Raw genomic sequence first — 14,363 nt, 5'->3', positions numbered from 1 at the left:
TCGATGGCTCCAACAGGCACGAAGGGTGACCGAAGCCTCGCCTGATGGGGGAATTGCGCGGCCCGTACGGCGCTTCGTCCATTCCGGACACGGGTGGAATGCGGACACACCCAAATACCCATTTAGATCGGTAGCGGTACCCGGGGCGACCGGGAACCGCGCGAGTGTCGGTCCGAGGGGCTTCCTGTGAAACGGATTCCCGGTCCTATGATCACAGTGGACTCCCTCCCCCATGGCCGCGCACGGGAAGGTTGACCGACCGCCTCCGCGTGTCCGCCCCTCGGCGTCGCGAAAGGCGGCGATACCCGCGCCACAGGGAGGCTGAGCTCGCGATGATCTACCAGAGTGCCCACGACATCGTCTTCGAGGACGTCTTCCTCGACTTGGGTGGACTGGTCCCCGACGTACGTCTGCTGGTGAAACTCGAAGGGCTCAACCCGGCCGGCTCCATCAAGCTCAAGCCGGCCGTCGCCCTCGTGGAGAGCCTGGAAGCCCAGGGGCTCCGGCAGGGACAGCGCGTGATCGAGTCCTCGTCCGGCAATCTGGGTATCGCGCTCAGCGCGGTGTGCGCGGCGAAGGGCTACGAGCTCACCGTCGTCACCGACCCCAACGCCACCCCCGCCGCGGTGCGCACCATGGAGGCGCTCGGCGCGCGGGTCGTGGTGATCTCCGAACGGGACGGCAACGGCGGGTACCTGGCCAGCCGGATCGCCTTCATCATGGCCGCCATCGCACGGGACCCGGACCTGATGTGGCCCAACCAGTACGCCAACCCGGCCAACTGCGCGGCCCACCACCAGCGCACCGCCCTGGGCATCCACCGCGAGGTGCCGCACGCCGACGTCCTCGTCATCGGGGTAGGCACCACCGGCACCCTGATGGGCTGCCTGTCCTACTACCGCGAGCACAGCCCGGCGACCCGGGTGGTGGCCGTGGACGCCGAGGGCTCCGTCCTGTTCGGCGGCCCGAGCGGGAAGCGGCACATCCCGGGCCTCGGGGTCAGCCGGGTCCCGGAGATCTTCACCGACACCGGTACGTTCGAGAAGGTCGTCGTGCCGGAGACGGAGACGATCGAGATGTGCCGCCTGGTCGCGCGCCGGCACGGCCTGCTCGTGGGCGGCTCGACCGGCACCGTGCTGGCCGGGGTGCGCCGGATCGCCCCGACCCTCCCGGTGGGCGCCACGGTGGTCGCGGTGTCCCCGGACCTCGGCGAGCGGTACCTCGACTCGGTCTACTCGGACTCCTGGGTGGCCGAGCGCTACCCGGACGCCAACGTCGTACCCAAGGAAAGGTGGGCCATTGTCTGAGTTCCATGTGGTGCCGGGGGTCGTCGCCGACGACATCCTCGCCGCCGCCCAGGACCGGGTCGTGCGCGTGGTCGCGGAGGCGTACCTGCTGCACGACGCCGGGCGCACCATCAACCCGGACAGCTACTTCCTCCGGTTCCCCGACAAGCCGGACAGCCGCATCATCGCCCTGCCCGCCTACCTGGGCGGCGACGTCGACACGGCCGGCATCAAGTGGATCAGCAGCTTCCCCGGCAACCACGACCGGGGGATCCCGCGCGCCTCGGCGGTCCTGATCCTCAACGACTACGCCACCGGCCGACCGACCGCCTGCCTGGAGGCCGCCGGGATCAGCGCCGCGCGCACCGCCGCCTCCGCCGCCATCGCGGCCGCCGCGCTCGGGGGCACCTGGCCGCCCGACGGCACCCCCGCGGCCCCCCGGAGCGTCGCCTTCGTCGGCACCGGCCCGATCGCCGACACCATCGCCCGGTACCTGCGCCAGGTCGGCGTCCCGCTCGACGACGTGGTCTGCCACGACCTGGAGGAGTCCCGCGCGGCCCGGTTCGCCGCCGGCCTCGGCGGGGCGGCCCGGACCGGCACCCTGGCCGACGCGCTCGACCGCGACCTCGTCGTCTTCGCCACCACCGCCGGCACGCCCTACGTCCCGGCGGACACCCCGCTGCGACCCGGACAACTGGTACTCAACGTGTCCCTGCGCGACCTCGCGCCCGAGCTGCTCCTGCGCGCCAACAACATCGTGGACGACGTCGACCACTGCCTGAAGGCGCAGACGTCCCCGCACCTGGCCGAGCAGCTGACCGGCTCCCGGGACTTCGTGACCGGCACCCTCGGCGGGGTACTGCGCGGCGAGGTCGAGCTCGACCCGGCGCTGCCGACGATCTTCTCGCCGTTCGGGCTCGGGGTGCTCGACCTCGCGGTGGGCAGCGTCGTGCTGGCGGAGGCGCGGGCCGCCGGGCGGGCGATCGACATCCCGGGCTTCTTCCCTGGCTGACCAGGCCTTTCCCCGCCGGACCCACTCACCCGCCGGACCGACTCACCCGCCCGACCGACTCACCCGGCCGGTCGGGCGCCGGCCGTCCCGTGCCGCCCCGACGCCGCCGGACCGGCCGGGGCCGCGACCCTTCCGGTGGCCGCGACCCTTCCGGCGGTCGCGGCGCCCCGCCCGGCGGTCAGCGCTTCGGGTCGGTATGCCCGGCGACCGGCGGCTGCCCGTCGTCCCGCCGCAGCTGCCCGTCCCGTTTGGCCTGTTCGTCCTGGGCGTGCCGTTCCGATTCCTCCCGGTCCCGCTCCGCCCCGGCGTCGGGCCCGAGACCCAGCGGATCGTTCCCGGCCGGCTCGGGGGCTGTTCCCGTGGTACCCGGCTGTGTCATCGCGATCCCCCCTCGGTCTGTCGGCCACCCCTCGGCGGCCGGTGGGGGATCTACCCCGAACGGCCGCGGATCATGCGCGCGGCCGTAGAGTGTCGGGGGTGCTGTCTAGGTTGTTCACCATGACCGAAGTCCAGCTCCGCGCCGTCGAGGTCGCCGACCTCGAACACTTCTTCCGCTTCGAGTCCGAGCCCGAGGCCAGCCGCCGCGCCCGGTTCCCGTCCCGCGAGCGCGCGGCGTTCATGACCCACTGGGAGACCCGGATCCTCGGCGACCCGACGGTGGTCTCCCGCACGGTCCTCGCCGACGGCGACGTCGCCGGGAACCTGGGCGCCTGGCAGCAGGACGGCCAGTGGCAGGTCGGCTACTGGCTCGGCCAGCGGTTCTGGGGCCGGGGCGTCGGCACCCGGGCGCTGCTCCTGTTCGTCGCGGAGGTGACGGCCCGCCCGCTGTACGCGGACGCGGCCGTCACGAACACCGGCTCGATCCGGCTCCTCGAGAAGTGCGGCTTCACCCGCGCCGAGGACGTCGAGGAGGGGTACGCGACCTACGTGCTCACCGCCTGACCTGCGCACGGGTAGGGTGCGGGCGTGCTGCATCTTCGAATCATCTCGCCGGCGGACAGCACGGCGGCGGTCCTCGACGTGCTCCGCGACAGCGCGGCCGTGACGCACCTGATCGTGCTCGACGGGGCCGCGCGGGTCCCCGAGGGCGACGTGCTGCTGTGCGACGTCGTCCGGGAGGGCGGCAGCGCCGTCCTGGAGGAGCTGCGCGGCCTCGGCATCGAGAACTCCGGTTCCATCGCGATCGAGAACGTCGACGTGTCGCTGTCCGCGTCGGCGGAACGTGCCGCCGAGGCCGCCCCGGGGCTGGGCGCCGACGCCGTGGTCTGGGAGGAGGTCGAGCAGCGCACCGAGGAGGAGACCCGGCTGTCGTTCACCTATCTGGCGTTCTTCGTCGTCGCCACGATCATCGCCGCCATCGGGGTCCTGCTCGACCAGCCCATCCTCATCGTCGGCGCGATGGTCGTCGGGCCGGAGTTCGGCCCGTTGGCGGCCCTGTGCGTCGGCCTGGTCCGGGGCCGGTTCGGCGTCGTCGGCCGGTCCGCGTCGGCCCTGGTGGTCGGGTTCGCGGTCTCGATGGTCGTCACGGTGTTCGCCACCTGGGGCATGACGGCGCTCGGCCTGGTGAACCGGTCGATGCTGCTGGCCGAGCGCCCCCTGACGGACTTCATCTGGCGCCCGGACGCGCTGTCGTGGATCGTCGGTTTCCTCGCCGGGATCGCGGGCATGCTGTCGCTGACCTCGGCCAAGTCGGGGGCGCTCGTCGGCGTGCTGATCTCGGTGACCACGGTCCCGGCGGCGGCCAACGCGGCCGTGGCCCTCGCGTACGGGGTCGGGCACGAGGCGGTCGGGTCGGCCGTGCAGCTCCTGATCAATCTGGCCGCGATCGTCACGGCGGGGGTGCTGACCCTCGGGGTGCAGCGGCTCTGGTGGCGGCACCGCAACGCGCTCCCGCCGCGCCGGAATCCGTTCCGGCGCGCGGCCCGCTGACACCCCGGGCCAGTCGGGCCCCAACCCCAACCCCAACCCCAACCCCAGCCCCGACCTCGGCCCCCGCCCCGATCCGGCCCGGGCCGGCCCCCGGCACCCGCCGATCAGGACGAAGCCCGCGCCGTCAACCGGGCCGGCCTCCGGCACCCGCCGATCAGGACGACGCCCGCACCGTCAACCGGGTCGGCAACGTCAGCTCCCGGGGCCCGTCGCCCGCCCCGTCGATCCGGTCGACCAGCAGCGCGACCATCTCCCGGCCCATCGCCTCCACCGGCTGGTGCACGCTGGTCAGCGCCGGATCGGTGTGCCGGGCGATGGCCGAGTCGTCGAAGCCGACGACGGCCACGTCCTCGGGCACCCGGCGGCCGGACTCCTTGAGGACCCGCAGCGCGCCGGCCGCCATCGGGTCGGAGGCGGCGAACACGGCGTCGAGGTCGGGGGCCCGGTCGAGGAGCCGGCGCATGGCCGCCGCGCCGCTGTCCTCGGAGAAGTCGCCGTACTCGACCAGGTCGCCGCCGGCCACCTCCTGGAAGCCGTCGAGCCGGGCGACGCCCACCGCCATGTCCTGCGGCCCGCCGATGGTGGCCAGCCGGCGGCGGCCCCGGCCCGCGAGGTGCTCGGCGGCCAGCCGCGCCCCGCCGAGGTTGTCGGCGTCCACCCAGTGGTCGGACCGTTCCCGGGTGGGCCGCCCGGCCCGGACCGTCGGGACGCCCCGGCTCTCCAACTGGACCGGCAGCGGGTCGTCGCCGTGCAGGGACAGCAGGAGCGCGCCGTCGACGTGCTGGCGGGTCAGGTAGTGGTCGAGCCGGCCGCGTTCCTCGGCGGACTGCGCGATGGTGAGCAGCAGCTGGAACCGGGTGCCGGCGAGCGCGGCGCTGACCCCCTGCACGATCCGGCCGAAGAACGGCTCGGCGAAGAACCGTTCCCCCGACTCGGAGACGACGAGGGCGATGGAGTCGGTGCGCCGGGTGACGAGGGAGCGGGCGGCCCGGTTGGGCACGTAGCCGAGCTCGACGATGGCGCGCTCGACGGCCTCCTTGGCCTGCGGGCTGACGTGCGCCTCGCCGTTGACGACCCGCGACACCGTGCCGCGGCCGACCCCGGCCAGCGCCGCGACCTGCTCCAGCGTCGGCCGGCCTGTGTGGTTCCCCGTCATCGCGCACCCCCTCGCGCCCCAGTCTGCCTGGCCCGCGCACCCGCGCGCCCGCCGGCCCGCGCGCCGTGCCCTCCGCCCCCGCCGGGGCCACAGCGGGCCGCGCGCGCCGCACGCCCCCTCCCGCCCGCGCCGCGCCGCCGCGACGGCGCACAGCACCCCGGTGCTCACCCGGGCGCGTCGGCTCCCCGGGCCCGCCGGGCGGCGGCGATCAGGTCGCGGTACCAGGCGCCGCTCGACTTCACCGTGCGGCGCTGGGTGGCGTAGTCGACGTGCACGAGGCCGAACCGGCGCGAGTACCCCCAGGACCATTCGAAGTTGTCGAACAGCGACCAGGCGAAGTACCCCCGCAGCGGCACGCCCTTGCGCACCGCCTCGGCGCACGCCCGCAGGTGCGCGTCGAGGTAGCCGACCCGCTCGAGATCGCGCACGGTGCCGTCCGGGGCGACCGCGTCGTGGAAGGCGGCCCCGTTCTCGGTGACGAACAACGGCGGCGACGGGTACTCCGTGTGCACGCGGTGCAGCACCTCCACCAGCCCGGGCGCGTCGACCTCCCAGCCCATCGCGGTCGTCGGCAGTCCCCGCCGCGCGAACCGCACCCCCTCGCTCCCGGGCCACGGCGAGCCGACGTCCAGCCCGGGCGCCCCGTGCCCGTCGCCCCGCGCCGGCTCGCCGCCGTCGGTGTCACCCGTCGGCCCGGAGTCCCGGCGCGCCGCGTTCCCGTCCGGCCCCTCGGGGGCGGCGCCGACCACGTTGCGGGTGTAGTAGTTGACGCCCAGGAAGTCCAGGGGAGCGGAGACGACCGCCAGGTCCCCGTCGCGGACGTGCGCGAAGTCGGTGACCCCGGCCAGGTCCGCGACGACATCGGCCGGGTACTCACCGAGCAGTACCGGGTCGAGGAAGAACCTGTTCTGCAGCCCGTCGATCCGCCGCACCGCGTCCTCGTCGCCGGGCCCGGCGGGGCTCGTCGCGTACAGGTTCAGGGTGATCCCCACCTCGGTCCCGCCGGTCCCGGGCGGCGCCCCGCCGGCCCCGCGGATCCGCCGCACCGCCAGCCCGTGCCCCAGGAGCAGGTGGTGCGCCGCCCGCACCGCCGCCGCCCCGTCGCGCCGGCCGGGGGCGTGCACCCCGGACCCGTAGCCGAGGAACGCCGAGCACCAGGGTTCGTTGAGCGTGGTCCAGCGGGTCACCCGGTCGCCGAGCGCGGCGTGCACCACCTCGGCGTAGTCGGCGAACCGGTACGCGGTGTCCCGGGCCGGCCAGCCGCCCGCGTCCTCCAGCGCCTGGGGCAGGTCCCAGTGGTACAGGGTCAGCCACGGTTCGACCCCGGCCCCGAGCAGCGCGTCCACCAGCCGGGAGTAGAGGTCCAGCCCCGCCTGGTTCACCGGTCCCCGGCCGTCGGGCTGGATCCGGCTCCAGGAGACGGAGAACCGGTACGCGTCGAGCCCCAGTCCGGCCATCACCGCCACGTCGGCGTCGAGGTGGCGAACGTGGTCGATGGCGACGTCCCCGGTGTCGCCGCCGAGGATCCGGCCGGGCGTGTGCGAGAACGTGTCCCAGATGGACGGTCCCCGGCCGTCGGCGCGCACGGACCCCTCGATCTGGTAGGCGGCGGTGGCGGCGCCGAGGAGGAAGTCGGCGGGCAGGCCCAGCATGTCGGTCACTGTTTGACGGCACCTTCCATGATTCCGCCGATGATCTGGCGGCCGAACACGACGAAGACGAGGAGCAGGGGGACGGTGGCGATGGCGGTGCCGGCGAACACCTGCGAGTAGTCGGTGTAGTACGCGGTGGCCAGCGCCTTGAGGGACATCTGCACCGTGGGCGTGTCGGGGTCGAGCACGACGAACGACCAGAGGAACTCGTTCCAGGTCTGCATGAACTGGAGGAGGAACAGCACGGCGGCGGCGGGGCGCAGCGCGGGCAGTACCACGTTCCAGTAGATCCGGATCGTGGAGCAGCCGTCGACCCTGGCCGCCTCGATCAGCTGGTCGGGGACCGCCGCGTCGGCGTACTGGCGCATCATGAACACCCCGAACCCGGTGACCAGGAACGGCACGATCACCGCCTGGAGGGTGCCCTGCCAGCCGAGCTCGACCATCAGCATGTACAGCGGGATCAGCCCGAGCTGGGTGGGCACCATCATGGTGGCGACGATGACCAGCAGCAGCGCGTGGCGTCCCCGGAACCGCAGTTTGGCGAACGCGAACCCGGCGAGCGTGGAGAACAGCACGACGGAGGACGCGACGACGAGCGAGACGACCAGCGAGTTGGCCAGGCCGTACAGGAACAGGGCGTCGTCGTTGGCGAGCAGCCGGGACGCGTTGTCCACCAGGTGCCCGCCGGGCAGCAGGGGCGGGGGCACGTCGTTGATGGCGTCGTTGCTGCGGCTGGCGACGATGAACGTCCAGTAGATCGGGAACGCGCTGAGCACCACGGCGAGGACCAGCGCGAGGTAGGTGAGCGGACTGGCCTGCCACAGCCGGGTGGCCGCCCCGACCCCGCGCCCTGGCCGGGCCGGCTTCTCGTTCCCCACCCAGCGGCTCATCGCGACCCCCGGCGGACCAGCGCGAAGTTGACCATCGACGCGACCAGGATCAGCAGGAACAGCACCCAGGCCATCGCCGACCCGTACCCGTAGTCGAAGTCGCGGCTGAACGCCCGTTCGTAGATGTACATGGACAGGGTCTGGAACTGGCGCAGGCTGCCGCCCTCGATCCGCCCGGAGGCCAGCAGCAGCGGCTCGGCGAACAGTTGCATCCCGCCGATGGTGGCGATGACGGCCGTGAACAGGATCGTGGGCCGCAGCAGCGGGACGGTGATCCGCCAGAACTGCCGCCACGCGGAGGCGCCCTCGATCGCGGCCGCCTCGTACAGGTCGGCCGGGATGGTCTGCATCGCCGCGAGGTAGATCAGCGCGTTCCAGCCGGTCCACCGCCAGTCGACCATGACGGCGATCGCGGACCAGGAGGACCACTTCTCGGCGGTCCAGTTGACCGGGTCGACGCCGGCGAGGCCCAGTACCCAGTTGGCGAGTCCGAAGTTGTTCGCGAACAGCAGCGAGAACACGATCCCCACGGCCGCCACGGACGTGATGTTCGGCAGCAGGATGCCCAGCCGGACTGCCGTGCGGGCGCGCATCCGCTTGTGCAGGGCGTTGGCGATGCCCAGGGCCAGCAGGAGCTGCGGCACGGTGGACAGCGCGAACATGCCCACGGTGTTGCCGGTCGCGTTCCAGAAGTGCGGGTCGGCGAACAGTGCCCCGTAGTTGTCGAGGCCGACGAAGGTGTGCCCGCCGAGCAGGTTCCAGTCGTGCAGGGACACCCAGGCGGTGTAGAGCAGCGGGAACAGCCCGAAGACCGCGAACAGCAGGAAGAACGGGGCGACGTACAGGTACGGCGACAGGGTCGTGTCGAGTCGGGAGAGGCGCTGCCTCATGGCGCGTTCCTTTCGGGGTGAGGGGTGGCACCCCCTCGGATGCCACCCGGTCGCAGGTTCAGCCGACCCGGCCGCGCGCCTCGGCGTTCGCGGCCTTCCACGCCGCCTCCGAGGTGCTCTTCCCCTGTTCCACCGCCTGCAGCTGCGGCATGAACACGCTCTCCCAGATCTCCTGGTGCCTGGCCCCGAGGAACACCGGCCGCATGGTCCGCACGCTGTCGGCGAAGATCCGCCCGGTGGGCGCGTTGCCGAAGTACTCGTTGCGGGAGTCGCGGAACGCCGGGTCCTCCAGCGCCTGCGGGGACGAGGGCATCGCGCCGACCTCCTTGTACACGGCCAGCTGCCCGTCCTTGCCGGTCAGGTACTTCGCCAGCTCGTACGCCTCCTTCGGGTGCTTCGACTGCCGGGGCACGGCGAAGTACGAGCCGCCCCAGTTGCCGGTGCCGCCGGGGATCGTGGCCACGTCCCACTTGCCGGCGCCCTCGTCGCCCGCGTTGGCCTTGATCACGCCGGTCATCCACGCGGGGCAGGGCATGGTCGCGAACGCCGCCTTCTTGAACCCGGCCTCCCAGTCCTTGCTCCATGTGGTCAGCTTGGCGGTCAGGCCGTCGCTGATCAGGGAGTTCGCGTAGTCCCAGGTCCGGCGCACGTTCGGGTTGCTGTCGGCGATCAGCGTGTTGTCCTGGCCGAAGAAGATCGTGTCGCCGCCCTGCATCGCGTACGGCTGCACCACGCCGGTCGCGCTGTCGGTCCAGGCCGCCCCGGTGTTCTTCGCCTTGAACGCGTTGCCCGCCGCCCGGTACGCCTCCCACGTCGGCCACAGCCTGGCCACCTCGGCCCGGTCGGTGGGCATGCCGGCCTTGGCGAGCAGGTCGGTGCGGTAGCACATCGCCAGGCCGCCGACGTCGGTGCCGAGCCCGACGAGCTTCTTCCCGTCGGGGGTCAGCCCGCGCTGGTACTTCCAGGGCAGGAAGTTGCCCTTCAGGTCCCCGCCGCCGTGGTCGAGCAGGTTGACGAAGTTGTCGGGCTGCCGCAGGTAGCCGAGCAGCACGCCCTCCTCCAGCATGACGACGTCGCCGGCGCCCTTGCCCGCGCCGAGCCACTGCACGAGTTTGGGCTGGAAGTCGCGCAGTTCGCCGAGCTTCTGGTGGTCCACGACGATGTCCGGGTGCGCGGCCTGGAACGCGGCGACGGCCTGGTCGATGCCGGGCTTGCCGAAGGTCTGGATGACGAGCTTGGTCTTGCCGTCGGCGGTGGCGTCGTCCTTCCTGCTGCACGCCGCGGTCATGCCCAGGACGGTGACCGCGACGAGCGCGAGCACCGCCGCCCTGCGCGACGGCCCGTTGCGGAGGCTCATGGAAACCCTCATCTCAAGTGTGCGGGGAGAGAGCGCACCGGTGACTGGGAGCGCTCCCAAGATGGTGCGCCGGCGATGGAACCTTGTCAATCGCGGGCTCGCCAAACCCCCAGAAACCACTGTTTAGTACCCGCGACCCGCACCGAATCCCTGCGATGTCCGTCGATGTCACCCCGGGCCGGGGAGTGCGCCCACGCGAGGGTGGCGACCACCTCCCGCGATGGCACGGAAACGCGCCTGGCGCCGTCCCGGACCAGTGGCCCGGCGCACCGTGGCGGTCAGGGCGCGGGTACCGGGGGCGCCTGGGCACCCGGGTGGCCGGTCAGTGGCCGGCCACCCGGGTCCACCGGTCGGCGCCGGCCAGCAGGAGCCAGCCCCGGGTGCCGGGCAGGTAGCGGGCGGCCTTGCGGCCGGCGGACGCCCAGGGCGCGACCCCGGCGACGAGCAGCCGCACCGTGCCCGTCACGACGGGGCGGGCGAGCAGAATGGTCGGACCCATCGGATTCCTCCCTCCTCGAAAGCCTGTCCACACAGGTCCGCCCGGGTCCTCAGCCCGCGATGGCCTTGGCCGCCACGACGCCCAGGACCTGCTCGGCGGCCTTCTCCAGCGCCACGTTCGAGGTGTCGTCCTTCGCCTTCGACACCTGGAGGGCGTAGTACCGGCCGTCGACCGCGAAGAGCAGCATCGGGGTGGTGCCGTCCTGGCGCCCGCCGATGTACGCCCGCGAACCGATGCCGTCGACCTGGGTGAACTTCCACGTCGACTCGGTCGTGAATCCCATGTACAGGCTGAACTCGAGTTCGCGGAGGGACGCGTAGGACTTGCCCGTGACCCAGATGCAGCCCCAGTCCCGGAAACCCTCGATCGGTTCCGTGGCCACGCCCTTGAACGGGCCGGGGCTGTCGAGGGCCGCGCTGATGATGTCCGAGGTCAGCACCGTGCACCCGTCCACCGGCCGGCGGTCGACCGGGCTGGGGGACGGGGAAGGGGCAGTGGTGACCGGGGCCGCCCCGGTGCTGGGACTGCCGGCTCCGCGCGCCGGTGGCAGCCCGACCGGCCCGAAACATCCCGAGACCAGGATCACCGCCAGGACCGGGACCACCGTGCGGGACAGGATCCTCAGGGTGGTTCGAGGGGCGGGGGCAGGCGGCATGCTGGTCCTTCCCGGACAGCCGAGGCGGCTGGGCGACGTCGACAGGACCCCGGCCGCGCGCACGGCCGGGGATGACTCGAGGTTGTCAGCCGCCGGCCGGGTTGGCATGTCGGGTGTTTACCGGACGGGAGCCCACAGTTCCAGACACTCCGGCTCGGACACCAGCCGCCCGCCGGCCCCGGCCAGCAGTTGGCCTGCGGGCCCCGGGTCGCCGATCCCCACGCCGACCACGGTGATCCGCACGCCGCCGTCGCGGGGCGTGGCCCGTACGGTCACCGGTCCGGTGCCCCCGTCGAGGACGGCCGCGACCGCCGCGACCAGCTCGGGCGGCGCGGTCACGGGGCCGGCGCGCAGGGCCGCGTCGTGCAGCCGGACCGGCCGGCCCGCCCGGTCGGCGAGGGTCCGCAGCGTGGCCAGCAGGTCCGGCTCGGCCCGGCCGGTGTCCACGAAGTCGCGCAGCCACGCCGCCACCCGCCGGACCCGCGCCGCCTGGGCCGGATCGGTGACCACGCCGTCCGCCGCCAACAGCTCCATGATCTGCAACCCCCGGTCGTGCAGCGCCGCCGCGTACGCCTCGCGCTCGGTCGCTCCGGCGAGGTCGGCGATCCGGGCGACGGCCTGGCGCTGGGCGGCCCACAGCGCCCTCGTCGACGTGCGCAGGTACCGGGCCGCCGCCCAGCCGACCAGCGGATTGACCAGGAAACCCGCCGTACCCGCCAGTTCGGCCGCCCACGGCTGGTGGCGCACGACCACGCCGACGGCCACCACCGTCGCCGCCCACGCCGCGCCGACGCCGAGCGCCCGCCACAGCTTGCCGGCCGTCAACCCGACGGCGAAGCTCAGCAACTGGTTGTACGCGGCGGCGAAGTACAGCCAGCCCGTACCGCCCGGCGGCAGGATCAGGCCGCCCACGACGAGCATCGCCACGCCCAGCGGCAGGTCCACGGCCAGCCCGCCCAGCCGGGCCTGCCCCGCCCGCCACCACCACGCGGCCACCACCGCGCTGACCGCCGTGACGGCCGCCAGCAGCGCCACCGGCTGCCAGGGCCGCTCGAACAGGGGCGCGATCCACGGCAGGGTCAGCCACATGACCAGCAGCGCGGAACCCCGCACGGTGAGGCTGGACGTCAGCAGGAGCGGGAGCGGCTCCGGGGAGTCGGGCCGGAAGCGCGTGCGGGGGTGGGCGCTGGCGGTCCCACCGGGCGCCGGGGTGTCCGGCCGGCTCACCGGGGCGCCCACAGCCGCACCACGGTGCCCCGGCCGGGGATGGAGAGCACCCGGGACCAGCCGCCGGCCCGCGCCATCCGGTCCCGCACCGACCGGGTCAGCCCCAGCCGGGCCGGCACCGAGTCCAGGTCGAAGCCGCGGCCGTCGTCGGCGACCTCGACCAGCCAGCCGTCCTCCTCGGGACGCAGCGTGAGCCGGGCCGCGTCGACCCCGGCGTGTTTGCGCACGTTGGTCAGCGCCTCGCGGGCGGCCTGGACCAGGGCGGCCGTTCCGCGCCCGCCGGGCGGCAGGTCCCCGGACGGCAGGTCCAGCAGGACGAGGAGGCCGGAGTCGGCCCGCTCGGCGGCCAGCGCGCGCAGCAGGTCCCGCAGGTCGCCGTCCGGCGCGTGCGGACCGTGGCTGAGGAGGCCGTGCAGCCAGGACAGTTCGCGGCGGGCCTGTTCGGCGAGCCGGGGGTCGGAGATCGCGCCGGACTCCACCACCTCCGCGAGGGTCACCAGCACCCGTCGGCGGAGCGGTTCGGCGTGCCGGTGGCGTTCGGCGGCGGCGGAGATGGCGGCGGCGCGCTCGGCGGCCTCCCGGTGGTACGCGTCGGTCCGCCGGGCCACCGCGCGCACCTGGTGGGCGACCGCGAACGCGATCGTCGCCGAGCCGTAGAAGGCGGAGGCGTCGGGCAGCGCGTTCCACGTCGGGCCGCCCAGCGCCAGCTCCCCGACGGCGGAGGTGGCCACCAGCAGGGTCACCGAGGCCAGCACTGCCCGCAGCCGCCACGGGGCCAGCCCCGGTATCAGGGAGGACATCAGCAGGTAGCCGTACAGCGGGCTGTTGTCCCGACCGGTGGTGACCGCCAGGCCGCCCTCCTGCCAGATGATCAGGTCGGACGCGGCGAGCAGCGCCGGGCGGACCAGGCAGTCGGCGGCGACCCAGGCCCGCGACAGCCGGCCCCGCCGCCAGGTCACCGCGGCCAGCAGCCCGGCCGACAGGGCGGCGAGCACGCACACGACCAGCAGCGGGCCGCGCGCGGGGGAGGCCGGCAGCGACACGGTCTGCCCGGCGACGAGGAGCACCCCGGCCACCGGCCCCGAGAACACCCCGACGGACAGGGTGCGCTCGGCCCGGTCCCCGGCACTGGTCGCGGGCCCGACCGTGGCCTCGTTCCGGCGCCGCGGACCGGTCACCGGACGTCGGACGGAGGGAAGTCCGGGTACTGGTGCCGCAGCGCCTCCAACGCGAGGACGACCCTGTTCCCGCGTACCCCCAACTTGCGTTTGACCCGGTCGATGTACGTGTCGACCGTGGACGTGTCGATCGACAGCCGGGCGGCGATCTGCTTGTTGGCCAGCCCGCTGGCGATCAGCTCCACCACCTCCAGCTCGCGCGGGGACAGCCGGGGGTCGGTGTTCTCGGCGGCGGCGAGCAGGTCGGCGAGCTCGCCGGTCAGGTAGACGTCCCCGGCGGCGACGGTGCGCACGGCCGGCAGGAACTCCGCCAGCGGGGCGCGCTTGGTCAGGTAGCCGCGCGCGCCCCGGGCCAGCGCCGAGCGCACGTCCAGCGGGCGGCCGGAGCGGGACACGACGAGGACGTGCGCGCGGGCGGCGAGCCGTTCGATCACGTCGAGGGAGGGCTGCTGCCCGCCGTCGAGGTACAGGTCGCACAGGACGACGTCGAACGCGTCGCCGGCCGGCAGGTCGTCGGGGTCGGTGACGCCCGCGACCACCCTGACGTCGGGGGCCGCCACGAACGTCTGCTCGAAGCCGAGCACGTTCATCGGGAAGTCGTCGACCACCGCTAGCCGGATCATCCACAC

Annotated in this window: 15 protein-coding genes; 4 read left to right on the top strand and 11 right to left on the bottom strand. The window is 73.6% G+C overall.

Annotated elements, in window-relative coordinates:
* Positions 1-332 precede the first annotated feature (332 nt).
* Together sbnA and sbnB are read left to right on the top strand one after the other, a co-directional pair.
* Positions 333-1,307 carry a 2,3-diaminopropionate biosynthesis protein SbnA gene (gene sbnA / locus AB0M43_RS05010; protein WP_363721281.1) on the top strand — a complete coding sequence of 325 codons (975 nt, stop codon included), beginning with the start codon at positions 333-335 and terminating at the stop codon, positions 1,305-1,307.
* Entirely contained in the window at positions 1,300-2,298 is a 999-nt protein-coding gene (gene sbnB, locus AB0M43_RS05005; RefSeq protein WP_363721280.1) for a 2,3-diaminopropionate biosynthesis protein SbnB, read from the top strand. Before sbnA ends, sbnB begins: the two co-directional genes overlap by 8 nt.
* A 178-nt stretch (positions 2,299-2,476) precedes the next feature.
* Here the strand turns inward: sbnB and AB0M43_RS05000 are convergent, their stop codons facing one another.
* Positions 2,477-2,677 (bottom strand): hypothetical protein, encoded by a 201-nt coding sequence (locus AB0M43_RS05000; protein WP_363721278.1) that lies wholly within the window; start codon positions 2,675-2,677, stop codon positions 2,477-2,479.
* 119 nt (positions 2,678-2,796) lie between these two features.
* Between AB0M43_RS05000 and AB0M43_RS04995 the strand changes: the two genes are divergently transcribed.
* On the top strand, positions 2,797-3,240 hold the full coding sequence (locus AB0M43_RS04995; RefSeq protein WP_363721277.1) for a GNAT family N-acetyltransferase: 444 nt from the start codon (positions 2,797-2,799) through the stop codon (positions 3,238-3,240).
* Positions 3,241-3,264: 24 nt separating this feature from the next.
* On the top strand, positions 3,265-4,227 hold the full coding sequence (locus tag AB0M43_RS04990) for a DUF389 domain-containing protein (protein WP_363721275.1): 963 nt from the start codon (positions 3,265-3,267) through the stop codon (positions 4,225-4,227).
* A gap of 154 nt (positions 4,228-4,381) precedes the next feature.
* Here the strand turns inward: AB0M43_RS04990 and AB0M43_RS04985 are convergent, their stop codons facing one another.
* From AB0M43_RS04985 to AB0M43_RS04940, 10 genes are all read right to left on the bottom strand, one after another.
* Positions 4,382-5,383, bottom strand: a complete 1,002-nt coding sequence (locus tag AB0M43_RS04985; RefSeq protein WP_363721273.1) for a LacI family DNA-binding transcriptional regulator — start codon at positions 5,381-5,383, stop codon at positions 4,382-4,384.
* Between the two features lie 164 nt (positions 5,384-5,547).
* Positions 5,548-7,035, bottom strand: a complete 1,488-nt coding sequence (locus AB0M43_RS04980) for a family 1 glycosylhydrolase (RefSeq protein WP_363722054.1) — start codon at positions 7,033-7,035, stop codon at positions 5,548-5,550.
* A 5-nt stretch (positions 7,036-7,040) separates the two neighbouring features.
* Entirely contained in the window at positions 7,041-7,928 is an 888-nt protein-coding gene (locus tag AB0M43_RS04975) for a carbohydrate ABC transporter permease (protein ID WP_363721271.1), read from the bottom strand.
* On the bottom strand, positions 7,925-8,818 hold the full coding sequence (locus AB0M43_RS04970) for a sugar ABC transporter permease (RefSeq protein WP_363721269.1): 894 nt from the start codon (positions 8,816-8,818) through the stop codon (positions 7,925-7,927). The genes AB0M43_RS04975 and AB0M43_RS04970 overlap by 4 nt, the downstream gene beginning before the upstream one ends.
* A 58-nt stretch (positions 8,819-8,876) precedes the next feature.
* Positions 8,877-10,175 (bottom strand): ABC transporter substrate-binding protein, encoded by a 1,299-nt coding sequence (locus tag AB0M43_RS04965; protein ID WP_363721268.1) that lies wholly within the window; start codon positions 10,173-10,175, stop codon positions 8,877-8,879.
* 322 nt (positions 10,176-10,497) lie between these two features.
* Entirely contained in the window at positions 10,498-10,674 is a 177-nt protein-coding gene (locus tag AB0M43_RS04960) for a hypothetical protein (protein WP_363721267.1), read from the bottom strand.
* Between the two features lie 49 nt (positions 10,675-10,723).
* The gene (locus AB0M43_RS04955) at positions 10,724-11,329 is read right to left on the bottom strand and encodes a hypothetical protein (RefSeq protein ID WP_363721265.1); all 606 of its coding nucleotides are present in this window, start codon (positions 11,327-11,329) and stop codon (positions 10,724-10,726) included.
* 117 nt (positions 11,330-11,446) lie between these two features.
* Positions 11,447-12,568: a hypothetical protein gene (locus AB0M43_RS04950; RefSeq protein ID WP_363721263.1), complete on the bottom strand. Its 1,122-nt coding sequence runs from the start codon at positions 12,566-12,568 to the stop codon at positions 11,447-11,449.
* Positions 12,553-13,734, bottom strand: coding sequence for an ATP-binding protein (locus tag AB0M43_RS04945; RefSeq protein ID WP_363721261.1), 1,182 nt, complete (start codon positions 13,732-13,734; stop codon positions 12,553-12,555). Before AB0M43_RS04945 ends, AB0M43_RS04950 begins: the two co-directional genes overlap by 16 nt.
* Positions 13,731-14,357, bottom strand: coding sequence for a response regulator transcription factor (locus tag AB0M43_RS04940; protein ID WP_363721259.1), 627 nt, complete (start codon positions 14,355-14,357; stop codon positions 13,731-13,733). Before AB0M43_RS04940 ends, AB0M43_RS04945 begins: the two co-directional genes overlap by 4 nt.
* Positions 14,358-14,363: the final 6 nt, after the last annotated feature.

The sequence above is a fragment of the Longispora sp. NPDC051575 genome (assembly GCF_040681875.1).
Classification (GTDB): domain Bacteria; phylum Actinomycetota; class Actinomycetes; order Mycobacteriales; family Micromonosporaceae; genus Longispora.
Note: the sequence above shows the minus strand (reverse complement) of the source record. Positions and strands in the feature narration are given on the sequence as shown.